General features: G+C 64.7%; 17 protein-coding genes. 9 read left to right on the top strand and 8 right to left on the bottom strand.

What is annotated here, in order from left to right; genetic code table 11:
• A partial coding sequence (locus tag ACOJTD_RS08710) for an efflux RND transporter permease subunit (protein WP_420132519.1) occupies positions 1 to 3050 on the top strand: 3050 nt, incomplete at its 5' end.
• Positions 3051 to 3344: 294 nt separating this feature from the next.
• Entirely contained in the window at positions 3345 to 5549 is a 2205-nt protein-coding gene (locus ACOJTD_RS08705; protein ID WP_420132518.1) for a TonB-dependent siderophore receptor, read from the top strand.
• 14 nt (positions 5550 to 5563) lie between these two features.
• Here ACOJTD_RS08705 and ACOJTD_RS08700 read toward each other — a convergent pair whose 3' ends face one another.
• From ACOJTD_RS08700 to ACOJTD_RS08690, 3 genes are all read right to left on the bottom strand, one after another.
• Entirely contained in the window at positions 5564 to 6094 is a 531-nt protein-coding gene (locus tag ACOJTD_RS08700) for a hypothetical protein (protein WP_420132517.1), read from the bottom strand.
• 171 nt (positions 6095 to 6265) lie between these two features.
• Positions 6266 to 7096: a molybdenum storage protein subunit alpha gene (locus ACOJTD_RS08695; protein WP_420132516.1), complete on the bottom strand. Its 831-nt coding sequence runs from the start codon at positions 7094 to 7096 to the stop codon at positions 6266 to 6268.
• Positions 7097 to 7105: 9 nt separating this feature from the next.
• Positions 7106 to 7918, bottom strand: a complete 813-nt coding sequence (locus ACOJTD_RS08690; protein ID WP_420132515.1) for a uridine kinase — start codon at positions 7916 to 7918, stop codon at positions 7106 to 7108.
• 819 nt (positions 7919 to 8737) lie between these two features.
• Here ACOJTD_RS08690 and ACOJTD_RS08685 point away from each other — a divergent pair.
• A complete protein-coding gene (locus tag ACOJTD_RS08685) occupies positions 8738 to 11008 on the top strand; it encodes a TonB-dependent receptor (protein WP_420132514.1) in 2271 nt (756 codons plus the stop codon).
• Positions 11009 to 11210: 202 nt separating this feature from the next.
• The gene (locus ACOJTD_RS08680; protein ID WP_420132513.1) at positions 11211 to 11636 is read left to right on the top strand and encodes a hypothetical protein; all 426 of its coding nucleotides are present in this window, start codon (positions 11211 to 11213) and stop codon (positions 11634 to 11636) included.
• Between the two features lie 142 nt (positions 11637 to 11778).
• Here the strand turns inward: ACOJTD_RS08680 and ACOJTD_RS08675 are convergent, their stop codons facing one another.
• Positions 11779 to 12096, bottom strand: coding sequence for a hypothetical protein (locus ACOJTD_RS08675; RefSeq protein WP_420132512.1), 318 nt, complete (start codon positions 12094 to 12096; stop codon positions 11779 to 11781).
• Between the two features lie 222 nt (positions 12097 to 12318).
• Here ACOJTD_RS08675 and ACOJTD_RS08670 point away from each other — a divergent pair, with 222 nt between their 5' ends.
• From ACOJTD_RS08670 to ACOJTD_RS08660, 3 genes are all read left to right on the top strand, one after another.
• A complete protein-coding gene (locus ACOJTD_RS08670) occupies positions 12319 to 13287 on the top strand; it encodes an SDR family oxidoreductase (RefSeq protein WP_420132511.1) in 969 nt (322 codons plus the stop codon).
• Between the two features lie 186 nt (positions 13288 to 13473).
• Positions 13474 to 15378, top strand: coding sequence for a potassium transporter Kup (locus ACOJTD_RS08665; protein ID WP_420132510.1), 1905 nt, complete (start codon positions 13474 to 13476; stop codon positions 15376 to 15378).
• On the top strand, positions 15371 to 16162 hold the full coding sequence (locus ACOJTD_RS08660; RefSeq protein WP_420132509.1) for a DUF169 domain-containing protein: 792 nt from the start codon (positions 15371 to 15373) through the stop codon (positions 16160 to 16162). Before ACOJTD_RS08665 ends, ACOJTD_RS08660 begins: the two co-directional genes overlap by 8 nt.
• A gap of 179 nt (positions 16163 to 16341) precedes the next feature.
• On the opposite strand, the gene ACOJTD_RS08655 is transcribed toward ACOJTD_RS08660, so the two are convergent.
• Both ACOJTD_RS08655 and ACOJTD_RS08650 read right to left on the bottom strand, forming a co-directional pair.
• Positions 16342 to 17892: an undecaprenyl-phosphate glucose phosphotransferase gene (locus tag ACOJTD_RS08655; protein ID WP_420132508.1), complete on the bottom strand. Its 1551-nt coding sequence runs from the start codon at positions 17890 to 17892 to the stop codon at positions 16342 to 16344.
• Positions 17893 to 17996: 104 nt separating this feature from the next.
• On the bottom strand, positions 17997 to 19133 hold the full coding sequence (locus ACOJTD_RS08650; RefSeq protein ID WP_420132522.1) for a glycosyltransferase family 4 protein: 1137 nt from the start codon (positions 19131 to 19133) through the stop codon (positions 17997 to 17999).
• Positions 19134 to 19430: 297 nt separating this feature from the next.
• On the opposite strand from ACOJTD_RS08650, the gene ACOJTD_RS08645 reads away from it, so the two are divergent.
• On the top strand, positions 19431 to 21749 hold the full coding sequence (locus ACOJTD_RS08645) for a GumC family protein (protein ID WP_420132507.1): 2319 nt from the start codon (positions 19431 to 19433) through the stop codon (positions 21747 to 21749).
• A gap of 133 nt (positions 21750 to 21882) precedes the next feature.
• Here ACOJTD_RS08645 and ACOJTD_RS08640 read toward each other — a convergent pair whose 3' ends face one another.
• On the bottom strand, positions 21883 to 23118 hold the full coding sequence (locus ACOJTD_RS08640) for a GNAT family N-acetyltransferase (RefSeq protein ID WP_420132506.1): 1236 nt from the start codon (positions 23116 to 23118) through the stop codon (positions 21883 to 21885).
• A gap of 193 nt (positions 23119 to 23311) precedes the next feature.
• Here ACOJTD_RS08640 and ACOJTD_RS08635 point away from each other — a divergent pair, with 193 nt between their 5' ends.
• Positions 23312 to 24289 (top strand): polysaccharide deacetylase family protein, encoded by a 978-nt coding sequence (locus ACOJTD_RS08635; RefSeq protein ID WP_420132521.1) that lies wholly within the window; start codon positions 23312 to 23314, stop codon positions 24287 to 24289.
• On the opposite strand, the gene ACOJTD_RS08630 is transcribed toward ACOJTD_RS08635, so the two are convergent.
• Positions 24283 to 24492: a DUF2842 domain-containing protein gene (locus ACOJTD_RS08630; RefSeq protein ID WP_420132505.1), complete on the bottom strand. Its 210-nt coding sequence runs from the start codon at positions 24490 to 24492 to the stop codon at positions 24283 to 24285. The genes ACOJTD_RS08635 and ACOJTD_RS08630 overlap by 7 nt on opposite strands.
• Positions 24493 to 24548 lie beyond the last annotated feature (56 nt).

Below are 24548 nucleotides of genomic sequence, written 5' to 3'. Positions count from 1 at the left end.
CGCCGATCGAAGAACAGATCAACGGCGTCGAGAACATGCTCTATATGAGCAGCCAGGCCACCACCGACGGCCGCATGACGCTCAACGTCACCTTCCGGCTCGGCACCGATCCCGACAAGGCGCAGCAGCTGGTGCAGAACCGCGTCTCGCAGGCCGAACCGCGGCTGCCGGCGGAAGTGCGCGCGCTCGGCATCACCACCATCAAGAGCTCGCCCGACCTCACCATGGTCGTGCATCTGATGTCGCCGAACGATCGCTACGACATGACGTACCTACGCAATTACGCGGTGCTCAACGTCAAGGACCGGCTGGCGCGGATCGAGGGGGTCGGACAGGTACAGCTGTTCGGCTCGGGCGACTATTCGATGCGGATCTGGCTCGACCCGCAGAAGGTCGCCGAGCGCGGCCTGTCGCCGAGCGACGTGGTCCGCGAGATCCGCGCCCAGAACGTCCAGGCCGCGGCCGGGCAGGTGGGCAGCTCGCCGGGCGAGCCTGGGCTGGATCTGCAGCTCTCGGTCAATGCACAGGGACGGCTGCAGACCGAAGAGGAATTCGGCGACATCATCGTCAAGAACGGCGACAATGGCGAGGTGGTGCGGCTGCGCGACGTCGCCCGCATCGAGCTCGGTGCCGCCGACTACGCGCTGCGCTCGCTGCTCAACAACAAGTCCGCGGTAGCGGTGCCGATCTTCCAGTCGCCGGGCTCGAACGCGATCCAGATCTCCGACAACGTCCGCAAGACGATGAAGGAGCTCAAAGAGAACATGCCTGACGGCGTGTCCTACGACATCGTCTACGACCCGACGCAGTTCGTGCGCGCCTCAATCGAAGCGGTGATCCACACCCTGCTCGAAGCGATCGCGCTGGTGGTGCTGGTTGTCATCCTGTTCCTGCAGACCTGGCGCGCCTCGATCATTCCGCTGATCGCGGTGCCGGTATCGGTGATCGGCACCTTCGCGGTGATGCATGTGTTCGGCTTCTCGATTAACGCGCTGACGTTGTTCGGCCTGGTGCTGGCGATCGGCATCGTGGTCGACGACGCCATCGTGGTGGTCGAGAACGTCGAGCGCAACATCGAGCGCGGCCTTAATCCGAAAGACGCCGCCTATCAGGCAATGCGCGAAGTCACCGGGCCGATCATCGCAATTGCGCTGGTGCTGGTCGCGGTGTTCGTGCCGCTCGCCTTCATCACCGGCCTGACCGGGCAGTTCTACAAGCAGTTCGCGCTCACCGTCGCGATCTCGACGGTGATCTCGGCCTTCAACTCGCTGACGCTGTCGCCCGCGCTTGCGGCGCTGCTGCTCAAGGGCCACGACGCGCCGAAAGATGCGCTGACGCGCTTCATGGACAAGACGCTGGGCTGGTTCTTCATCCGCTTCAACCGGTTCTTCACGCGGAGTTCGGAAGCCTATGGCGGCGGCGTCAAGCGGGTGATCTCGCGCCGCGCGATCGGCATGGCGGTGTATCTGCTGCTCGTCGGTGTCACCGGCTGGCTGTTCCATGCCGTGCCGGGCGGTTTCGTGCCGGGCCAGGACAAGCAATATCTTGTCGGATTTGCGCAACTACCCGACGGCGCCACGCTGGATCGCACCGAGGAAGTGATCCGCCGCATGGGCGAGATCGCCCAGCAGGAGCCCGGCGTCGAGAACTCGATCCAGTTTCCCGGGCTGTCGATCAACGGCTTCACCAACTCGTCGAACTCCGGCATCGTTTTCATCGGCTTGAAGGACTTCGCCGACCGCAAGGGGCCGGCGCTGAGCGGCAACGCCATTGCGATGGAGCTGAACAAGAAGTTCGCCGGCATCCAGGATGCCTTCATCGCGATGTTCCCCCCGCCGCCCGTCGCCGGCCTCGGCACCATCGGCGGCTTCAAGCTGCAGATCGAAGACCGCGCCGGCGTCGGATATGAGGCGCTGAGCGACGCTACCAAGGCGTTTGTCGGCAAGGCGTCGCAGCAGAAAGAATTGGCCGGGCTGTTCACCAGCTATCAGATCAACGTGCCGCAGCTTTATGCCGACGTCGATCGCACCAAGGCGCGCCAGCTCAACGTGCCGGTGACGTCGATTTTCGACACCATGCAGATCTATCTCGGCTCGCTCTACGTCAACGACTTCAACCGCTTCGGGCGCACCTATTCGGTGCGGGTGCAGGCCGACGCCAAGTATCGGGCGCGCGCCGACGACATTGGCCAGCTTAAAGTTCGCTCCGACAGCAACGAGATGATCCCGCTGGCGACGCTGCTGCGCGTCAAGGAGAGCGCCGGGCCGGAGCGCGCGATGCGCTACAACGGCTTCCTCACCGCCGACGTCAGCGGCGGCGCCGCGCCCGGCTTCTCGACCGGGCAGGCGCAGGATGCGATCGAACGCGTCGCCAAGGAGACGCTGCCGAAGGGCGTGTCGTATGAATGGACCGAACTGACCTATCAGGAGATTATCGCCGGCAATTCGTCGCTGATCGTGTTCCCGGTGGCACTGCTGTTGGTGTTCCTGGTGCTGGCCGCGCAGTACGAGAGCCTGACGCTGCCGCTGTCGATCATCATGATCGTGCCGATGGGCCTGTTGGCAGCGATGTTCGGCGTCTGGATCAGCAAGGGCGACAACAACGTCTTCACCCAGATTGGACTGATAGTCTTGGTCGGCCTATCGGCGAAGAACGCCATCCTGATCGTGGAGTTCGCCCGCGACCTCGAATTCGCCGGGCGCAATCCGATCCAGGCGGCTATCGAGGCCAGCCGGCTGCGGCTGCGGCCGATCCTGATGACGTCGATGGCGTTCATTATGGGCGTGGTGCCGCTGGTGACCTCGACCGGTGCCGGCTCCGAGATGCGCCACGCCATGGGCGTCGCGGTGTTCGCCGGCATGATCGGCGTCACCGCGTTCGGCATCTTCTTCACACCGATGTTCTACGTGCTGCTTCGCGCGCTCGCCGGCAACCGGCCGCTGACCCAGCACGGGGAGGCGACTGTCGTCGATGCCCCGACACAGCCGCACGCATCGCACGCGCCCGAGCCCGAACCTCGCTCGGAGCGCGTGCTGATGCCGCACGACTAATCCGGAGGTACGCGATCAGCCCGCTGACGGTGAGCGCGCTGATCGCGACGCGGATCGGAATAATTCTAAGTCATCACGGCGAGGCATATCGTCGCGATCGTGTTTCCAGATGTGGCTGCGAGAGAGCGGTTTCTTGATCTATTCTATCGCTCGCAATCGTGCGTGACGATGCTTCAGAGGCTACACGTCCGATGACGCTGATGGTTCAGCGGCATTGGGGACGTGTCCATGGACGTACGAACAAGAAAAGCGACGAAGCGGGCAGTCCTGCTTTGCACAGTCAGCCTGCTCGCCTTGGCGACCGAACTTCCGGGCGACGCGCACGCGCAATCGAATCTGCCGGCGGTGACCGTCGACGCGCCGCAGCAACAACAGCGGGCGCGTGGTGCGTCGACGAAACCCGCGCGAGCAGCCGCACGGGCTGCGCGGCCGACCAGGTCGACCCAGCCGGTGCGGCAAGTCACGCCCTCGCCCTCGCTCGATCAGAGACTCTACGCCGGCAATCATGGCTACGTGGCGGGGACGTCGAGCTCGGCCTCGAAGACCGATACGCCGCTGATTGATACGCCACGCTCGGTCAGCGTGATCGATCGCAAGGAGCTCGACGACCGTGGCGTCACCAGCATTCCCGAGGCCGTCCGCTATTCGGCGGGCGTCACGACCGGCGGCTTCGGCTACGACCCGCGGTTCGATCAGATCTACATTCGCGGCTTCGCCACCACGACGTTGGGCGACTTCCGCGACGGGCTCAAGCAGTATCCCGCGGGCTTCTCGACCTTTCGCACCGAGCCCTATCAGCTCAACAGTGTCGAAATCATCAAGGGGCCGGCTGCGGTGCTGTACGGCCAGTCGGTTCCGGGCGGCCTTGTCGATCGGCGCTCGAAATTTCCCGTCGAGAACCAGGTCAATGAGATTGCGATTCAGGCTGGCACATTCGACAGATTCCAGACGGCGTTCGACATCGGCGGAGCGGCCAATCCGGACACGTCGCTGCTGTACCGCCTAGTCGGCGTCGCCCGAACGGGGAATACTAATTTCGACGTCGCTGACCAACGGCTCTTGCTCGCGCCATCGATCACGTGGCGTCCGACCGTGGACACCAAGATCACCGCCTATGCGCTTGGGCAGAAGGACGAGACCGATGCGAGCGTCGCTGCGCTTAATCGCAACGGCAAATTACTGACCGTCAACGGTCAGTATCTACGCTCCAGCGATCCGGCCTACGACTACCTCAAGCTGACGCAGGCGCAGGTCGGCTACAAGATCGAGCATCGCTTCGACGAGGTCTTCACTTTCCGCCAGCATACTCGGTTTGGTTCGCTCCACACCGAGTCGCGCTATCTCAGCGGCAGCTTCGCGGATGCGACGACCCCGATTTACAACCGCGCCGCCTATGCGGTTGGCGACGACCAGACCAGCTGGCAGACCGACAACGCGCTGCAGGCGGATTTCGTCACCGGGCCGGTCACCCACAAGGTGCTGACCGGCGTGAACTACGACCATAACATCTGGGACTTCAAGCTCGGCTACAGCAGCGCATTGGCGGCCTATGCACTCGACATCCGAAACCCGACCTACGGCATTACCGGCACCACGCCGGCGTATAGTTCGGGGTCGCGCTCGACCCAGCAGCAGGTTGGGGTCTATGTCCAGGACCAGATGCAGATGGGCGGCTGGCACCTGTCGCTCGCCGGCCGGCACGATTGGGCCGATCAGACGCGGATCAACACCTACACCAACGCCATCACTGGCCAGCGCAACGATGCCGCGTTCTCCTACAGCGCCGGGTTGCTGTATCACTTTGACAACGGGGTGGCACCCTATGTCAGCTATGCGACTTCGTTCCAGCCGTCGACATCGATGGCGATCGACGGCAGCGTGCTGGCGCCCTCGGAGGGTGAACAGTTCGAAGCCGGCGTGAAGTATCAGCCGCGGCCGGACGTCTTGCTGACAGCGTCGGCCTATGATCTCACCGAAAAGAACGCCGCCAAGCTCGCCGGCTATGTCAATGGCGTTGCCTATTATGCCTCCGTGGGCGAAATTCACGTCCAGGGCTTCGAGGTCGAGGCTCGCGCTCGGCTCACGCCAGAGCTCGAAACGGTGACCGCCTACACGTTTGCCGATGCCGAGATCACCAAGACGACCGTCGCCAGCGAGCTCAACAAAGTCCCCGCCGTCACCCCGCGGCATACTGCGTCGAGCTGGCTGAACTACACCTTCCTCAACAGTCCGTTCGACGGCTTGGGGATGGGCGCTGGCGTGCGCTATATCGATGCGACGTGGACCTCCAACGCCAATACGTCTCGTAACAGCGGCTACACGTTGGTCGATCTGGCGCTGCGTTACGATCTCGGCAAGCTGGCGCGGGAGTTCTGCGGCTTCCAGGCCTCGGTGAATGCCAACAATGTCGCCGACGAGCAGATCGCGGTGTGCAACGCCGGTTATTGCTACCTCAGCCAGGGCCGGACAGTGATCGGAACGTTGCGCTACCGTTGGTAGCCCGGCGTCGCGACTCAATCGGCCGGGACGATCGCGAGTCTGATTGTGTTTGTCGCGACGCCGCTGACCTGCAGCGAGAGCTCACCGGCGGCGAGCCGGTAGCGCACCAGCTTGCGGAGCCCATCGCAATCGGTGGCTCCGCTGAAGTCGGCGGGCTTGAGCGGGTGGCCGTTCTGCACGACGTCGACCCAGCCGCTGCCGGACAGCGCGACGGTGTAGAGGCCGGCGTTCTCGAGGTGCCTGATCCGGACGAAGCCGGCGAAGCGGTCCTGAGGTGGCGAGCGTTCGGGCGGCGCGGGCAGGGCTGCGTCGGCACTCGGCCGGAGTGACAAGGCGATGGCGACCGCTGGCGGCGATGCCAGTTCGTCGCCCGAAGCAATCTGATCGGCGTTGGCCGCGAGGAGCGTTCGCTCGCGATCGACTGGCCATTTGAAGGCAGCACAGCCGCTGGGCTCGGCCGCCACTGCGGCGCTCATCCACAATCCGAGACTTAGCAGCAAGATCGCAGCGCGCCCGAGGGCGAGCCGGACAAGGGCGATCGACATGATGCGACTCCAACCTGCGGCTACGCAAAGCACGCCGCGTTTCAACTGGTCGGAACCCTCGTTCCTGCGGTCGGCGCGCGCTTACGGCGCGAGCCACAGACAGGATAGCAAAAGAAGACAGGGATGGAAGTGCGCCGGACCGGAATCCGACGCACTCGTATTGTGGCTTGCTCAGACCGGCGGGGCGCCGGTTTTGATCAGCGTGCCGACGTGCTGGCCGCGCAGCGCGGCCGTCAATTTGCCAGGCTTGAGGCCGTTGACGACCTGGATCTGCTCGATGTGACGGGCATTGGCCATCACGTCGAACAGCGCGCGATCGAGAGGCAACGTGCCGTCGTGTTTGGCGAGATCGGCGTAGCTGGTCTCGCGCATCATTAACGCCGAGTCGCCGGCCGGTGCGTTCGGGTCGATGTCGTAGACGCCGTCGACATCCTCGACGAAGGTCAGGCCCGCAGCGCCGAGTGCATCGGCGAGCAGGAAGGCGCCGACATCGGCGCGATGCAGCGGCAGGCGCGTGCCCGGAAACTCGTGATTGTGATAGGGCGGGAAGGCGCTCGCCACTACGGCGCGTGCCGCCGAAAGGTGAATGGCGAGTTGGTTCGCCACCGTCGGCTTCTCCACATAGGAGACACCTTCCGGCGCGAGCAGCGTCGCCAGGATGTGACCGTTCTGGCCTGCCTCGCTGGCGGCGAGCGGCGCGAGTGTGCCGACCGGCAGGCCGAGGTCGAGCGCGACGCTGTAAAGATGCCGCGCGCGGATGCCGGCACCGGTCAGGATCAGCAGGCGATGCTCGGGCAGTAGCGCACGCAGTTCGTCGACGATCGGCAGGATCGCGTCGGCACCGCGGTCCATGATCGAGCGGCCGCCGATCTTGACGACCTGCAGCCACGGCAGGATGCGGATCGGACGCTTGCCTGCGACCGGGCGGGTGAGGTTGTTGTCGAGCAACGTCTGGCGCGCGAGCGGCGAGGCGACGTGCTTGATGTGGTTGGTATCAGCCATGGTCGGTCCTCAGTTCGCGGTGATGATCGTGCCGACGTGCTCGCCCGAGAGCGCACGCGTCAAATTCCCGGGCACCAGGCCGTTGACGACCTGCACTTCGCGCACGTGCCGCGCAGCCTTCAGCAGGTCGAGCACCGGGAATTCCAGGATCGAGTCCTGCAGGCCCTTGGCCTTCATCTCGTCGACCGAGATCTTCGGAATGAACGTCGCGTTCTTCGAGGTCTTCGGATTTTCAGTATATAGGCCGTTCTCGTCCTTCACGTAGATCATCGCCTTGCAGCCGAATTGCTCCGCCACGAGGTAGCAGCCGGCGTCGGTCCGGTAGGGCGGAATCACGCCGTCGGCGGCAGGGCGCATCCACAGGCCATAGGGCGGCATGCCAGAAAACACCACCGCATTGACTTCCTTCAGATAGAGCGGGACGGCCGACAGGCCTGCATCGCCGACCGAGGAGATGCCATGCTTGGCGAGCAACTGGCCGAGCATCTCGGCATTCTGGCTGGCGACCGAAGCGCCGAGCTGCGACAGCACGCCGGACGGCAGGTTCAGCCCGGCGGCGATCGAATAGAGGTGACGCGCGCGGGTGCCGGCGCCGGTGCCGATCAGCAGCTTGTGGGTCTTGCGCGCTGCGACGATCTCGTCGACCAGCGGATAGACCGCGGCACGGCCTCGGTCGATCATGCTTTGGCCGCCGATCTTGATGACGTTGGCGTCGGGCAGAATGCGATAGTCGCTCGCCGCTTCGGTCGCAGCGATCAGCTCGGGATCGGACATCGAGCGCTGCATCAGCAACGCTTCGAGCTCCGCGGTGGCATTGGCCATGGGTAGTTCCTTTGTGATGCAAATCAGAAGCGTCACGATGGACGCCTGCGCCCCGTGTGCGTTTTCTCTCGGTCTCTCTTGATTGGAGGCAGAGCCTCGGCAGCCTGGTAGCGCCGGGTGCGGAAATTATGCCCGGTCCATGGAACAGCGGTATGAAGGTGTCGGGAAACAACCGTTCGGTCAATCCGGAAAAACCCGACAACGGTGAGTAAAATCAAGGCGTTGTATAGTATGAGTCGATGACGGTGGCGTCTCGGTTGCGGGTAGCGAGGGGCTTGGTGGCGTTGCGGGTATTACTAAACCGCTGCGCTTGTGGTCCGAAGTCGGGTGAGTTCGGCGAGACATAATCGGCAGATCTGCTGAACTCCCGGCAGACTTATCGAGCAAGACCGCCCTTCGGAGCATCACGCCGCAGGCCAGCGAAGGTCTCAAAGTCTCTTCTCGATGCCGACATCGTGTCGAGCGATCTTTGCACGCCATCGGCGCGCCTGCAGATTGAGGCCAGCGCCCAGATGGTTTGGCCAACCACATCGCGGTGTCGAGGTTGGGCGCCTCGCGTGCCCCGATCGCGACGCGTCTTAGAGGCATTCCAATACATTCAATGCGATGCTGTCACAGGCCATCGATCGGCCTGCGTCAGAATGGACTAACCGTCAGCCGTGTCGACGAAACTTTGCGGCTCGCAACGCATAGCAGCGCGGCCGTCGTTCCCCCGGCACGTGTCGGCGGTCTCCGTAGTTTGAGACGTTCTAGCCTTCCTCACGATGAATCGCGGTCTGCAATGCTGTAGGCGAAGCGCGTTTGTAGCGGGGGCTTACAATGACAAGAACACTTCACCGGTCCGCCAGCGGTCTGCTCGCAGCGATCTCACTGCATCTTCTATCCACGGCGTCGGTTGCGCAAACCGGACTGCCTGCGGTGACCGTCGAGGCGCCACGCGCTGAACGGCCGCGCGCGACGCGGCCCGCGGCCAGCAACCGCGCGGGCACGACGCGCCGCGTTGTCGCGCGACGTGAGAGCAGCCCGCCGGCCGCTGTCGCGCCGGTGCCGTATCTGACACCGTCGACGGGGACGCTGGGGGCTCTGCCGGCGAGCTATGCCGGCGGCCAGGTCGCAAGCGGCGGGCAGGTCGGTTTCCTCGGCAATCGGGGCATCCTGGATACTCCGTTCAGCCAGACCAGCTACACATCCAAGCTGATGCAGGATCAGCAGGCGCGCACAATCCGCGATGTCATCGCCAACGATCCGTCGGTTCGTGCGGTGACGTCCGCCGGCGGCGGACAGGACGGATATTTCATCCGAGGATTCTACTACGACGTCGGCGATCTTGCGCTGAACGGCATGTACGGCATGGCGCCGTTCTGGAGCGTCGGCGCCAACTTCATCGAGCGCGTTGAGATCCTGAAAGGCCCGACCGCGCTGCTCAACGGCATCTCACCGCTCGGCGCGGTCGGCGGCAGCATCAACCTCGTCACCAAGAAGGCGCCGGACTACGACATCACCCAGCTCACCGCGACCTACGCGTCGCGTTCGCAGTTCGGCCTGCAGACTGACGTGGCGCGGCGCTATGGCGAGCACAAGGAGTGGGGCGTCCGCTTCAACGGCAGCTACAGCGACGGCAAGACGCCGTTCGACCGTCAGACCAGTGAATTCGGTAACGCCGTGCTCGGTCTCGACTATCGCGGCGAGAACGTCCGCGTCTCGGCCGACGTTGGCTATCAGGCCAACAACCTGAATCCGCCGATCCGTTTCTTCAGCTTCCAGCCGACCGTCGTGCCGTTGCCACCCGCGCCCGCGGCGAACTCCAACGCGATTCCGGACTGGGCCTACTGGAAGCCGAAGGACACCTTCGCCACGGTGCGGGCCGAAGTCGACGTCACGCCCGGCCTGACCGTGTATGGCGCGGCGGGCTATCATCAGGCCAAAATCGATTTCAAGTTCCTGTCCCCGACGATCATCAATCAGGCCGGCGATTATGGCTCACGTCCGTTCACCGGTGAGCAGACTTTCACGGCCAAGACCGGCGAGGTCGGGGTACGCGGCGAGACCGACACCGGGCCGGTCAACCACAAATTCGTCGTCAACTACGGAGTGTTCGATCGTCCCAACGAGAACTCCTATCTGTCGGCAAACAGTCTCGTCGGCTCGAACATTTACAATTACAAGGCGATCCCGGAACCGCTTTTCACGATTCCGAGCAGCAGCACGGTCAGCCTGAGGCAGTGGAGCGTCGGCGCTGCGGATACGATGTCGATCCTCAACGGCGGCGTGCAGGCCGTTGTCGGCATCCGCCGCCAGCATGTCAGCAACAGTTCGACTGATCTGCAGACCGGCATCACCACCGGGCAGGACGGCGCGGCCTGGAGCCCGGCCTACGCGCTGCTGATCCGGCCGCTGTCGAACGTCACGCTCTACGCCAACTACATCGAGGGACTGCAACCGGGCACGACCGTCGGTGTCGGCTATGCCAATATTGGCCAGGTGTTTCCGCCGTTCCAGACCAAGCAGGTCGAAACCGGCGTGAAGGTCGATTTCGGCAAGATCAGCGTCACCGGCAGCGTGTTCGAGATCAAGCAGCCGAGCGCGGTCGCGTCCAGTGCGAACGGCGTGCTGACGCTGTCCGCCGATGGTGAGCAGCGCAACCGGGGCGCCGAGCTCAACGTGTTCGGCGAACTGGCTCCGGGCCTCAGGCTGCTCGGCGGCGCGACCTTCCTGGACGGCGTGCTGGAAAAGACGGCCAACGGCCTCAACGACGGCAATCGCGCACCCGGCGTGGCGCGGGTCAACGTCAATCTCGGTGCCGAGGTCGATGTGCCTGGCATCGATGGCTTCACGCTGACGGGCCGTGTCGTTCACACCGGCTGGACCTATGCCAACGCCGCCAACACGCAGGTGTTGCCGGCCTGGACGCGCTTCGACCTCGGTGCGCGCTACACCTTCCTGTCGCCATGGAACGGCAAGCCGATCGTGGTCCGCGCCGCGGTCGAGAATGTCGAGAACGTCAGCTATTACGCGTCCGCCTACAGCGGCAGTGCGATCGGTCTGGGCGCGCCGCGCACTTATCTGGTGTCGACGACGTTCAACTTCTGACCGGCCCCGCGCGAGGGCGTCGCGCTGCCGCGACGCGCCGTCGGCGAGCACTGCACTGTTTCGACGAGCGGATGGGAGATGGGGCCCGACACAGCGTGCTGTGCCGGGCCCTGTGTGTTCACCAATCGGCCGAGCGGCGGCTTTTCCGATTCATCGAAATGTCATATAGAGTTTCGTCCTCGCCGTCAGGAGAACTCGACCGATGCGGCTGCGGGTGCGAAAGGCGGCCCATATTCTGGAGCGCAGCGGTCTCGCCTTGGCCGGTGCTGCGTGCGGGCTGTTCGTCGGCGCGCATGTCGGCTCCAGCATCGCCGTACTGACGACGGTCGCGTTCCTGCTGGCCATGATGGCCGTCGGTGCTGTCGGTTTCTATCTCGGCATCGATATTCCGCCGTTGCCGTTCCACGGAGACAATGGCGCCGAGCATGACCGCGGCCAGATCGACGCCGCTGAATTCCTCAGTGCGGTCGGCACGTTCTGCGCGACGCTGGCAGCATTTGCTTCCGTAACCATGGTGGTGCTGCATCTCGAGCCGCATGTTGCATGGACCGGCCTCATTCTCGCAGCCTGGCTTGCCGGCGTCGCAATGCAGATCATTGCCGGGACGATTGGCCGGGCGCGCCGCTGATCCTCGCGGCGCTTCGGCGCTTTGGGTCTGTGCCAAACAACAACCGCCCTCGCGAGGAGGGCGGTTGTCAGAGCCAGGCCGGGGAGTGTCCGCCTGCCGGTCGAGTGACCTGGGCGGACTGTGGCGTTGGCTATCTCTTCGATTACCTCTTGCCGAGGAGGCCGGTCACCGCGGCGGGAAGCGGGATTCGGGCGACAAGCTGCGGTGCGAAGACCACGGCGGCGATCGCCAGCGCGATCAGCACCGGCAGCAATTCCAGCTCGCTGACCTGAACGACCAGCCATACGGCCACGAACAGAGCTGCGAATTCGGCTGCGAGATACAACAGAACGATGGTCAGGCCGGACCGCGGCAGCTTGCCGACAGGCGGAGCAGTGAACGCGATGAAGACCGCGATGATCAGCAATGCGACCAGCAGCAGGAACAGGAAGGCCGCGGTCTGAAAGGTGGCTGCCAACATGGTCACGCTCCTCGAACACCGATGAAAGTGGAAGACTAGGACGATTCCGCGGGGGGCGGAAGCAGCGGTGCTGTCAGGATCGCGCCTGACGACGAACGGCGCCCCGGCAGGATCGCATGAGTGTCGTGATGGACTTGTCCGCGCTGCGCCCTCTATGCTGCCTCCATGCAGCCGTGGCTCGAACCGCGGCGCGACAAAAAGACAGGGATGGGAGACGCGGCGATGAGAGATTTTGCCGGCAGGATTGCCGTGATCACCGGCGGCGGCACCGGCATGGGGCGAGAACTCGCCCGCCAACTCGTCGCCGAGGGCTGCCATGTGGCGTTGTGCGACGTCTCGGCCGAGGCGATGGCCGAGACCAAGGCGTTATGTGAAGCCGACGGGCTGCCCCAAGGCCTCCGCGTCACCACCCATCTGGCCGATGTGTCGATCGAAGATCAGATGGCAAGCTTCCGCGACGAGGTCGCGGCGCAGCATCGCACCGAGCACATCCATCTGTTGTTCAACAATGCCGGCATCGGCGGTGGTGGCAGCATGATCACCAACAGCCGTGAGCAATGGGAGCGTACTTTCAACATCTGTTGGGGCGGCGTCTATCTTGGAACGCGGATATTCCTGCCGATGCTGATGGCGGCCGACGAGGGCCACATCGTCAACACCTCGAGCGTGAACGGCTTCTGGGCGTCGATCGGTCCGACCACGCCGCACACCGCCTACAGCGCCGCGAAGTTCGCTGTGAAGGGATTCTCCGAAGCGCTGATCGCCGACCTGCGGCTGAACGCTCCGCACGTGAAGTGCTCGGTGGTGATGCCGGGCCATATCGGCACCTCGATCGTCGCGAATTCGCGCAAGATCCAGGTCGGAGACGTCGGCGAGGAACTCACCGCCGATGAGATCGCGGCCGCCCGCGTGCGGATGCGCGCCGGTGGCATCGCTGAAGCCGGCCTGTCGGACCATGATATCCGGGCAATTGCGCGGGAGCGTGCGCGCAGCTTCCGCGAAGATGCCCCGACGAGCGCCGCCGCGGCTGCCCGGGTCATCCTCGACGGCGTCCGCGCCGAGCGCTGGCGAATCCTGGTCGGCGACGACGCCCATCTGCTCGATCAGCGGGTTCGCTCGTCTCCGGAGCGGGCCTACGAACTCGACTTCTATCAAAGCTTCGCAACGGAGGTGGGCTGGAAGCTCGGGTGATCCGGTTGTGGCTTCGCCACGGCTTGCGCATCGCGCGAACCATAAGGGGAGCATAAAGATCGGTTCATCTTCCACGACGTTCCAATGCATTTCCGCCGCGTAGTAGCGCGAGGTGATACTCACGTGCATCGTCTTGAAATATAGCTGGCGCAGACAACGACGCCGAATGTTTCGAGGGGGCCCTCCATGAGCGAAGCCATTATCACGCCGCAAGCCGCGGCTCCGGCTCACCGACCGAGTTCCTTTCTGACTCTGTCGCTGGGCTCGATCGGCATCGTCTATGGCGATATCGGCACCAGCCCGCTTTATGCGCTGAAGGAAAGCTTGACCGCGGCGTCGGCCGGCGGCGCGTTGACACCCGCGATGGTGCTCGGCGTGATGTCGCTGGTGCTGTGGACGCTGATCGTGATTGTGACGCTGAAATACGTGCTCCTAATCATGCGGGCGGATAATCACGGCGAGGGCGGCACGCTGACGCTGATGGCGCTGCTTCAGCACGTGATGCACCGGCGTTTTGCGGCGATCTCGCTGCTCGGCATGGCCGGCGCGGCGCTGTTCTACGGCGACGCCATCATCACACCGGCGATCTCCGTGCTGTCGGCGGTCGAAGGCCTCAAGCTGGTGACGCCCGCCTTCGATCCCTACATCCTGCCGCTGGCGATGACGATCCTGATCGGGCTGTTCGTCGTGCAGTTCCGTGGCACAGCCGCGGTGGCGGCGTGGTTTGGCCCGATCATGCTGCTGTGGTTCGGCGTGATGGCGGTCGGCGGCGTCGTCAATCTGGCCGGCGATCTCAGCGTACTGGGTGCGATCAATCCGCTCTACGGAATCGACTTCCTGCTGCATCACGGTCACGCCGGCCTGATTGCGCTGGGCGCCGTGTTCCTCACCGTGACCGGTGCCGAGGCGCTTTATGCCGATATGGGCCATTTCGGACGCAAGCCGATTCGGGTGGCGTGGTTCGTCGTCGTGTTTCCGGCGTTGGCCCTGTGCTATCTCGGCCAAGGCGCGCTGCTGTTGCATCACCCCGAGCGATTGGAAAATCCGTTCTTCTTCCTGTTTCCCGAATGGGCGCTGCTGCCGATGGTCGGACTGGCGACTGCGGCGACGATCATCGCCAGCCAGGCAGTGATTTCCGGCGCCTACTCACTGACCCAGCAGGCGATCCAGCTCGGCCTGCTGCCGCGCATGGAGATCCGCCGCACCTCGGAAACCGAGAAGGGGCAGATCTATCTGCCGCGCGTCAACTGGCTGCTGCTGATCGCCGTGCTGTATCTCGTGTTCGCCTTCAAGTCCTCGAGCGCGCTGGCCTCGGCCTATGGCATCGCGGTGACCGGCACGATGGTGATCACCAGCATCATGGCGTACTTCGTCATGCGGAAGTGCTGGGAATGGTCGGCGGCCGCGGCTGCGCTGGTGATCACACCGTTCATCGCCGTCGACCTGATCTTCCTGATGGCCAACATGCTGAAGATCTTCGAGGGCGGCTGGATTCCGCTGCTGATCGGCGGCGGGCTGATGGCGGTGATGATTACCTGGCGGCGCGGCAGCAAGATCGTGGCGCGCAAGACGGTCCGCGACGAGGTCGATCTCAACGACTTCATCGCATCCATCTCGGGATCGTCCTCGATCAGCCGGGTGCGCGGCGTTGCGGTGTTCCTCACCGGAACGCCGAATTCCACGCCGACGTCATTGATGCACAACCTCAAGCACAACAAGGTGCTGCACGAGAAGAACGTGATCCTGAGCGTGATCACCGAGGACGTGCCGCGCGTGCCCGAGCAGGAGCGCTCCAGCGCCGAGATCGTCAACGACCGGTTCTCTCGGATGACGTTGCGGTTCGGTTACATGGAGAGTCCGAACGTGCCGAAGGGCATCGCAGGCTGCCAGGGCCGCGACTTCAACTTCGACATCATGAATACGTCGTTCTTCCTGTCGCGCCGGGTGATCCGGCCGGCGACGCCGTCGGAGATGCCGCGCTGGCAGAGCCTGCTGTTTGCCAACATGGCCAAATGGGCTGACGATGCCAGCCTGTATTTCAGGATTCCGACCGGACGGGCGGTCGAAGTGGGGATGCAGATCAATGTCTGATGGACTGACACCGGAGCCGCCGCGCTCGTTCGACTTCGCCACGATGGTCGCGGATCTGAACGCGCTGCTGCGGCTGAAGACCACGGTGATCGGGATGAAGATGTTCGCGAGCGCCGCCGAGATGGAGGCGATCCCGAAGATCCGCCGGCCCAATGCGATCCACACCACGGACCAGATCGTCAGCATGGCGTCGCGGCTCGGCTGGACCGTGGGTATCACCGCGGCCGATCTGGTCGGCGCGCAGTGCCGCGCGGTGATCGGGCTGGCGCCGCAGGACGAGCAGTGGCTGTCCGGCCAGTCCTATGTCGGCGTCTGGCACGGCACGCAGGAGGACGCCAGCAAGCGCCAGCACGCGCTCGACGTCGTGCCGTTCGGCAAGTATCAGGCAATGGCCGTGTCGCCGCTGGCGGGCGGTCGGCTCGATCCGCCGGACATCTGCCTCGTCTATGCGACGCCGGGCCAGATGATCATTCTGATCAACGGCCTGCAATATGTCGGTTACAAGAAGTTCGACTGGGGCGTCGTCGGCGAGACCGCTTGCGCCGACAGCTGGGGCAGGGCGCTCGCCACCGGCGAGCCGAGCCTGTCGCTGCCGTGCTTCGCCGAGCGCCGCTATGGCGGCGTGCCGGACGAGGAGATGCTGATGGCGCTGAAGCCCGCGCACCTCGCCAAGGCGATCGACGGCATGAAGCAGCTCGCCAAGAACGGCCTTCGCTACCCGATCCCGCCCTACGGCATCCAAGCGGACGTGCGGCCAGGCTTGGGCGTGTCGTACGGAAAGTAATAGCCTCTCTTTCGGCATTCCGGGGCGCGTGCGCAGATCGCGAGCCCGGAATCCATAACCCCCGCGATCGCGCACAAGGGTAACAACCTCCCGCAAGAACTCGCGCTGCGGCGTATGGAGTCCGGGTTCGCGCGACGCGCGCCCCGGAATGACGAACGAGAGAGTACTTGCCGGGAGCGCTAGTACGCGTTCTCGCCCTTCAGCAGGGCCCAGGGCGTCTTCAGCAGAATGAAGAGGTCGAACAGCACCGACCAGTTCTCGATGTAGTACAGGTCGAATTCGACGCGCTTCTGGATCTTTTCTTCGTTGTCGATCTCGCCGCGCCAGCCGTTGATCTGGGCCCAGCCGGTGATGCCCGGCTTGACGCGATGGCGGGCAAAGTAGCCGTCGACGGCTTCGTCGAACAGCCGGCTCTGCAGCTTCATCTGCACCGCGTGCGGCCGCGGGCCGACCAGCGACAGATTTCCCTTGAACACCACATTGAACAGCTGCGGCAGTTCGTCGAGGCTGGTGCGGCGGATGAACTTGCCGACGCGGGTGACGCGCGGGTCGTTCTTGGTGACGACTTTCGAGGCCGTCGGGTCGGCCTGATGGTGATACATCGACCGGAACTTGAAAACGTCGATCCGCTCGTTGTTGAAGCCGAATCGTTTCTGACGAAACAGCACCGGGCCGGGGCTGTCGAGCTTCACCGCCAGCGCCACCAGCGCCATCACGGGCGCCGCGGCGAGCAGGATCAGTCCGCCGACGATGCGGTCGAAGAGCTCCTTGGTCACCTGATCCCAGTCGGTGATCGGCGCCTCGAACACGTCGAGCGTCGGGACATTGCCGACATAGGAATAGGCGCGGGGGCGAAAACGGAGCTTGTTGGTATGTGCCGACAGCCGGATGTCGACCGGGAGCACCCACAGCTTGTTGAGCATCTGCAGGATGCGCGTCTCCGCCGAGATCGGCAGCGCGAACAGCACCAGATCGACACGTGTGCGCCGGGCAAACTCGAGAATGTCGTCGATCTTGCCGAGCTTGGGGCTGCCGGCGCAAGTCTCAAGCGAACGCGAGTCGTTGCGATCGTCGAAGACGCCGAGCACGCGGATGTCGGAGTCATCGTCCTGCTGCGCGTTCAGCGCCTTGATCAGCTTCTCGCCGTTTTCATCGGCGCCGACGATGATGGTGCGCCGATCCAGCCGGCCCTGGCGCGCCCAGTGCCGGACCAGATTGCGCAGAATCAGCCGCTCGACCATCAGCAGCCCGAGGCCGAGCAGGAAGAACGACGACAGCCACACGCGCGAGACCTCGCCGCCGAGTTTGGCGAAGAACGACGCGCCGATGAACAGCAGGAAGACCAGCGCCCAGGCCGATATCATCCGCGTCATCTGCCTGAGCGTCCGGCGGAATACTTGAACTTCGTACAGGTCGGCGGCCTGGAACGCGATCACGGCGGTGGCGGTCATGCCGAGGATGGCGGCGATGTATTCCCAATGCACACCGTCGCGCCGTGCGACGTAGCCGAGATACAGCGCGATGCCTGCGCTCGCGATCAGTAGGAAGTCGACCAACCGGACGATGCCGGCGATCACGATCGGCGAATAGGCGGGAGGCACCTTCTGGTTGGTGACGGCCAGCGCCGCGGTCGACAGTCGCTTGCGCCGCTCCACCATCGGGCGGTTCGGGTCGGGGCTGGCCGCAGTTGCAGCAGCTTCGATCATGGCGCGCGCGCTGATCGGTTCCACGTCACGATTCCATTGTCACAACGCGCGCGGCAACGCCGCGTGCAAACAGCCCCGCCATGCAGTTAAACGCAAAATGGCAAGAAAACGTTAGCGCAACTGCCGACTCACGGAAGCGCGAACGCGGCCCGGTAGCCGTCCAGCACGCCTTCCACCATCGCCTTCTGGGAGAAGTGCAGGAAGATCCGCTCGCGGAGCAGGCGCGCCCGCTCGCGCGCGGCCGGAAGGTCGTCGAGAGCGGTTCGGATCGCTTCCGCCATGGCGCCCGGCTTGTTCGGGGCGAACAACGAGGCGGTGTGCTCCGGTCCAAAGATTTCCGGGATGCCGCCGACATTGGCGGCGACCATCGGCACGCCGGCGGCAGCGGCTTCGATCACCACATAGGGCATCGAGTCGCCGCGTGACGGCACGACCAGCAGCCGGCCGCGGGCGAAGCCGCTGCGCGCCTGGACGTGGCCGCTGAAACGCACCGTCTCGATCAGACCGAGTTGCTTGACCTGCGTCCGCAAGGCCTGGGTTTCCTCGCCGTCGCCCCCGAGCGTCAGGGTCAGCGGACGGCCTTCCGCGCGCAGACGGGCGATGGCGTCGATCAGCAGATCGGCACCCTTGATCTTGCGGAATTCGCCCACATAGGCGACGTCGGTCGCGTTATCGGCCGGTCGGATCGGGTCGAATTCTCCGGCCGTGACGCCGTTGAACACGCAGCGGACAAGGCCTTCGGGTTTACCGATCATCCGTTCGTAGGTGGCCCGCGCGAATTCGCTTTCGAACAGGAAGAGTTCGGTGCGGTTCATGAGCAGCCGTTCCATGCGGCTGTAGATCTGGCCCTTCAGAGTCGAGGTTGAGTAGTGCAGCGAGCCGCCATGTGGCGTGTAGACCCTGATCGCATGCGCCGGCTTGGGCACGATCCGCATGAAGACGCCGGCCTTGGCGCCGTGGCCATGCAGCACGTCGGGGTTCAGATCGGCGATCAGCCGCGCGAAGCGGCCCCACATCCACAGGTCGGTCGGCGACGGCTCGCGCCGGATCGGCATCCGATAGACGCCGAGCTTCAGCCGCGGCGCGATCTCGGCCAGCGCCGCCTCGGCACGTTCGCCGCCGGTGAGACTGTCGGTGATCAGTGCGACATGATGGCCGCGATCGGCCTGGCCGTTGGCCAGGTCGAGGATGTGCCGGATGATGCCGCCGACAGGCGCGCGCACTGCGTGAACGATCCGAAGCGGCTGATCGGGCGAGGGGGGCATCTCAACCACGCAGGCCGCCGGCCTGCAGCGACGACGCTGTCGCACGGCATGTGCGGCAGGCGCCGTTCAGGCAGCCAGGAGCGGAGGGGCGATGACGCATGGGAGGCGCGGTCCGACGAGGAAAACTCGATTCAGATTAAGGGCTTTCGTAGTTAACAATTCATGATTGCGGGGCGCGGAACTACACGTTTTCCGTCGGTCGAAGTCGGATTTTAACGCCCCAGCAACCTTAATCGAATGTAATCGCCGCATCACGAGACCGGGCATCGAGTCAGTCGCGTCAAGTAGGAGTGTGCAATGCGGTTCGCGTTCTGGCGTCGGACGAGCGACAAGGCGGCCCGTCGTGAAGATGCCTCGCTTAGTGCACCCGCAGCCGCGCCGCGATCGAGGGCGGACCGCATCAAGGCGGCCGTTCGCGAGCCGTTGTTCAGCCGCGCGGCGACGGACGAGCCGATCATCAAACGTGCCAAGGAGCCGCCGGCGCCTATTGCGCCGCCGACCAATGGCGACATCGACCTGCGGTTGATCGGCCGCGCGCTGGTGCGCAGGAAGCACCTGATCATCGCGCCGACGCTGCTGGCGCTGGTGCTGTCGCTCGCGGTCGTGAACCTGATCACGCCGCGCTACAAATCCGAAGCGCGCATCCTGATCGACGGCCGCGAAAACATCTTCCTGCGGCCCAACGGCGAGCGCGACGAACAGCGCACCGCGCTCGACCCCGAAGCTGTCACCAGCCAGGTGCAGCTGCTGTTGTCGCGCGAGCTTGCGCTCGACGTGATCAAGAAGAACAAGCTTGCCGAGCGTCCGGAATTCGATCCAGTTCTGCAGGGGATCAATCCGCTGAAGTCGCTGCTTGCGCTGATCGGCATCGGCCGCGATCCGTTCTCGATGACGCCGGAAGAGCGAGTGCTCGACGCCTATTACGAGCGGCTGACGGCCTATGCAGTCGACAAGTCACGCGTGATGGTCGTCGAATTCCAGTCGCGCGATCCCGAACTGGCGGCGCGGGTCGCCAATTCGATCGCCGACGGCTACCTCGTGCTGCAGCAGAATGCGCGTCAGGCGCAGGCGCGCGCGGCGGGGCAGTGGCTGTCCGGTGAAATCGAATCGCTACGCAAGAAGGTCGCCGACGCCGAAGCCAAGGCAGAGGACTTCCGATCCAAATCGAGCCTGTTCGTCGGCACCAACAACACCACGCTGTCGAACCAGCAGCTCGGCGAGCTGAACACCCAGCTCGGCAATGCGCGCGCTCTGAAATCCGACGCCGAATCGAAGGCGAAACTGATCAAGGAGATGCTGCAGGGCGGACGTCCGATCGAGGCTTCCGAGGTGCTGAACTCGGATCTGATCCGCCGGCTGTCCGAGCAGCGGGTGATGCTGCGCGCGCAGCTTGCCGAGCAGTCGTCGACGCTGCTCGACAATCATCCGCGCATCAAGGAGCTCAAGGCGCAACTCGCCGATCTCGATCGCCAGTTGCGCGACGAAGCGATGAAGCTGTCGCGCTCTTTCGAGAACGACGCCCGGATCGCCAGCGGCCGTGTCGAGAATCTCAGCGCCAGCCTGGAGCAGTTGAAGAAGCAGGCGTCGTCGACCAACGGCCAGGACGTACAGCTTCGCGCGCTGGAACGGGAAGCCAAGGCGCAGCGCGACCTGCTGGAAACCTATCTCGCCAAGTATCGCGAGGCGACCACCCGCGAAACCATCGATCAGGCTCCGGCGGACGGCCGCATCATTTCGCGCGCGATCGTCTCGAACACGCCGGCCTATCCGAAGAAGCTGCCGATCGTGCTGATCGCCACGCTGGCGATGCTGGTGCTGAGCGCCGGCAGCATCGCCACCGGTGAACTGCTGCGGATGACGCAGCCGCGCGCGGTCGCGGAATCCGCGCCGTACGTCGAGCCAGCGCCGATTGTGTCCGGTCCGACCATAACGCCCCGTCAGGCCGCTCCGATCGCTTCGCCGCCGGCCGCCGCTGCGGCGCTACATGAGAGCCCTGCAGAGCCGCCGGTATCGACTGATGACCTCGAGACGCTGGCGCAGCGGCTGCGCGGCGCCGGCGAGGTCGCCCGCAAGGTCACCGTGCTCGGCACAGGCGTCACCGACAACGTCACGGCGACCGCGCTGACGTTGGCACGACGGCTGGCGCGGGACGCCAAGGTGGTGCTGATCGATCTGTCGGAATCCTCGGCGATGTTGAAGTCGGTATCGGCCGATCCGGCGGCGCCGGGCCTCGCCGAACTGCTGCAGGGCGATGCCTCGTTCGGCCAGGTGATCACCCGCGACCGCGGCACAGCGTTGCACCTGGTCAGCGCCGGGCGCCCCGGTTTCGATCGCGCCTTGCTGCAGTCGCCCCGCCTGATCCTGGCGCTGAACGCCCTGCTGCGGGTTTACGATCACGTGCTGCTCGATGCCGGCACGGCGGCAGATCTTCCCGCGGAGCTGCTCACAGCGCAGGCGCAGGCCGTTGTCGTGCCCGCGCCGACGATGCCGGCCGACGCCCGTGCCCGGATGGCCGAACAGCTCAAAGCCGTCGGCTTCTCCGACGTCACCATGGTCGCCGCCGCTGCGCGCCCGAGCGATGCGGTTTCTCCCGGCGCGCACACCGCGGCTGCGTGACCGCGTCGGTCTGCTGAGCAACTCCAGCTTGTCATGCCCGGCTTCGCGCCGGGCATGTGCGTTCGGAGAGCGGATGTGAAAGAGACCTGAAGGGACGGCGAAAGTGCGTCGGCAGAATGTGAGCGTAGGGGGATTAGTTCGAGGCTTCCTCGGTCGAGGAGGCGCCGCCCTTACTTTGCAGTGCGCTGCGCAGTTTCTGCGCCATCCGCTTGAGGGCGGGACTTTGCTTGATCATGCGCTTGGTGCGCGCGATGGCTGCGAGCGCCGGCGCCGCAATCTGGCCGCGGGGCGACAGCGCGACGTAGCTGTCGAAGATCGGCTCCCAGTCTTTGCAGAACATTTTCTTGTAGTCGTCTGAGCCGATGCCGAGATCGATTCGGCGATAGCCGAGTTCGGCGTAGTGATCGATGATCGAGCGCATCAGGATCAGGCCCGGGCTGAAGCGCGCGGCGTCCGATAGCGTGTAGGTGTTGAACATCATCGAGTAGCGCTCGCCGTCCGCGACGCCTGCGAACAGCGCGATCATCTCGTCGTCGCTCTGCAGTGCATGGATATCGATAGCGCGGCTGCCACCGGCGAGCCTGCTCAGGCAGGCCTGACGGATGAAATCCTCGACGCCCGGATCGGCGAACACGTTGGGCAGCTTCTGCGCGGCCATCCGCACCGGCTTGATGCGGAAGAACGCTGCGAGCAGCCGCTCGATCTCTTCGTCCGTCGTTGCCTGCGCGTAGCGATAGCCCAGGAGTGCCTGTAGCTTCTTTTCTTTGCTCTTGAGACGACGACGAAACGAGTTGCTGATCCGGTCGCTTGGCGGTGCACCGGGCTCGAGCCGCAGCACTGGACAGTCGTTGACCGAGGGCTGATGCGGCAACAGCGCGAACGGATTGGGGAGATTGCGCCAGTGCAGCGGCTGCTGGCAAAGAGCCAGCGCATCTGCGCCTGATTGCCCGCGAAGGCCCGCGATCAGCGCCGCGATGTCGCGCGCATCCGCTGTTCTGGCGAAATCGCGGTGCCACAGCGGCATGTTGAAGGTCGGATGTTTGCCGCCGAGAAAGCTCGCGATGCGGATGCCGGCCCGACGCTCGAGACCAAGCGGCAGCAGCAGCAATGGCCGGCGCTCCGCATCGGTCGCGATGACGATGCAGGGAGCGACGCCCTCGGCCGCGCCGACATGACGTTGCCACGCGTTCAGAAAATCGAAGCGCTGATACGGAGTCGACAGATGCTCCGGCTGTTCCAGGGCACGCCAGATCGGTTCGGCGGCCGCCATATCGCGCAGGATCTCGACGCGCGCGATGCGGCCGGGCTGCACCGAGGATGCGACCGCGTCCGTGGATCGGCCTTTGCTCAGCACGGCCGTCGTCGCCATCGGCGAAATCCCTTTAGTTAATTCTTCGTAGCTTTCGGGCTTCGCGGACCTTTACAAATAAACATCAACAAACCGTAATGGGCCGCGATGAAACGGGGCGGGAGGGCGCCGTGAGACCGGGGGACGGAGCGTGTCAGCAGGTGGCTTGGGAGCGGCGGCGCTCGAACTCGCCTATTTCAGCGGGCTCGCACGCATGGCGCAGGCGCGCGGCCGGAGCTGTGGCGTCATCCTGCGGTTCGAACGTGTACGGCCGACCCGCAAGGCGAAGTTCCAGCCGCTGCGCAGCCGTGAGATCACGCCGCAATTTCTCGATCGGCTGCTGCGGGCGCTGCGTCGCTGGAACTGCGACGTCGTCTCGCCCGACGAGGTTCTCGCGCGTCTTGCACAGCCGCGTCCGGGACCTTTTGTCTGCCTCACCTTCGACGGAGGCTCGCGCGATCTGATCACGTTCGGACATCCTGTGCTGGCAAGGCACAAGGCGCCGTTCGCCGTGTACTTGCCGACTGCGTTTCCCGACGGGCTGGGCGAAGCCTGGTGGATGGCGCTGGAGCAGGTGATCGCCGAGCACGATCGCATAGGTTTGGTGATCGATCACGCCGAGCGCCATTTCGACACCGCGACTATCGACGACAAGTATCGAGTGTTCCGCTTTCTCGGAAGCTGGCTGCGCGCGTTGCCGCCGCAAGAGCTGACCGCCGCGGTTCACGACTTGTGCGCACGATACGGCGTCGACGTGCTGCGGCTGACGCGCGAAGCGGTGATGAGCTGGGAAGAGCTGGCGCGGCTGGCCTTGGATCCCCAAGTCACGATCGGCAGCGCCACCGTCAACTATCCGCGGCTCGCCAATGTCGGGGATGCCGTCTCGCAGCGCGAGATCGCGATGGGCGGCGCCGTGCTGCGCGCCGCGCTCGGCCGCGACGCGGCGCACTTCGCTTATCCGTATGGTGAGCGCGGCAGCTTCACGTCACGGGACGTGCGGATCGTCGAGCAGGCGGGCTATGCCAGCGCCGTCAGTGCGATTCCGGGAGTGATCGGCCTCGGTGAATCGCCGTCGCCGCAGATGCTGCCACGCATTGCTTGGGACGGCCGACGAAGTTCGTTGCGGGGCCTGCGCGTTCTTCTGTCGGGTGTGATGCCGGGCGCCGCGGCGCAGCTCAGCCGGCGCTATTGAGGATCGGGGCGCGACATCCAGGTGACGACCGGCATGGCCGGCAGCACCCAGCCGAGGCCGGCCACCACGTAATAGATCACCTGCAGCCATTTCGAGTCGGCGATCACCGGCGCCTGCGCGATCGCCATTGCGGTCAGCGACCATACGATCGCGATCACCAGCAGCACGATGGTTCCGATCAGCTTCCGGGTTCGGATATTCATGGCGTCGATTTTACGTCCAGGTCCGGCGCGCAGGTCACACGCGCTTGATGCGGCCT

It is taken from the genome of Rhodopseudomonas sp. (genome assembly GCF_048594845.1).
Lineage (GTDB): Bacteria > Pseudomonadota > Alphaproteobacteria > Rhizobiales > Xanthobacteraceae > Rhodopseudomonas.
The sequence above is the reverse complement of the archived record's forward strand: the minus strand, read 5'-3'. Positions and strand labels throughout refer to the sequence as shown.

Excerpts from the sequence above, each read along its gene's own strand:
- ACOJTD_RS08700 (WP_420132517.1), bottom strand. The coding sequence starts at position 6,094 with ATGTCGATCGCCCTTGTCCGGCTCGCCCTCGGGCGCGCTGCGATCTTG.
- ACOJTD_RS08695 (WP_420132516.1), bottom strand. The coding sequence starts at position 7,096 with ATGGCTGATACCAACCACATCAAGCACGTCGCCTCGCCGCTCGCGCGC.
- ACOJTD_RS08690 (WP_420132515.1), bottom strand. The coding sequence starts at position 7,918 with ATGGCCAATGCCACCGCGGAGCTCGAAGCGTTGCTGATGCAGCGCTCG.
- ACOJTD_RS08685 (WP_420132514.1), top strand. The coding sequence starts at position 8,738 with ATGACAAGAACACTTCACCGGTCCGCCAGCGGTCTGCTCGCAGCGATC.
- ACOJTD_RS08680 (WP_420132513.1), top strand. The coding sequence starts at position 11,211 with ATGCGGCTGCGGGTGCGAAAGGCGGCCCATATTCTGGAGCGCAGCGGT.
- ACOJTD_RS08675 (WP_420132512.1), bottom strand. The coding sequence starts at position 12,096 with ATGTTGGCAGCCACCTTTCAGACCGCGGCCTTCCTGTTCCTGCTGCTG.
- ACOJTD_RS08670 (WP_420132511.1), top strand. The coding sequence starts at position 12,319 with ATGAGAGATTTTGCCGGCAGGATTGCCGTGATCACCGGCGGCGGCACC.
- ACOJTD_RS08665 (WP_420132510.1), top strand. The coding sequence starts at position 13,474 with ATGAGCGAAGCCATTATCACGCCGCAAGCCGCGGCTCCGGCTCACCGA.
- ACOJTD_RS08660 (WP_420132509.1), top strand. The coding sequence starts at position 15,371 with ATGTCTGATGGACTGACACCGGAGCCGCCGCGCTCGTTCGACTTCGCC.
- ACOJTD_RS08650 (WP_420132522.1), bottom strand. The coding sequence starts at position 19,133 with ATGCCCCCCTCGCCCGATCAGCCGCTTCGGATCGTTCACGCAGTGCGC.
- ACOJTD_RS08645 (WP_420132507.1), top strand. The coding sequence starts at position 19,431 with ATGCGGTTCGCGTTCTGGCGTCGGACGAGCGACAAGGCGGCCCGTCGT.
- ACOJTD_RS08640 (WP_420132506.1), bottom strand. The coding sequence starts at position 23,118 with ATGGCGACGACGGCCGTGCTGAGCAAAGGCCGATCCACGGACGCGGTC.
- ACOJTD_RS08635 (WP_420132521.1), top strand. The coding sequence starts at position 23,312 with ATGGCGCAGGCGCGCGGCCGGAGCTGTGGCGTCATCCTGCGGTTCGAA.
- ACOJTD_RS08630 (WP_420132505.1), bottom strand. The coding sequence starts at position 24,492 with ATGAATATCCGAACCCGGAAGCTGATCGGAACCATCGTGCTGCTGGTG.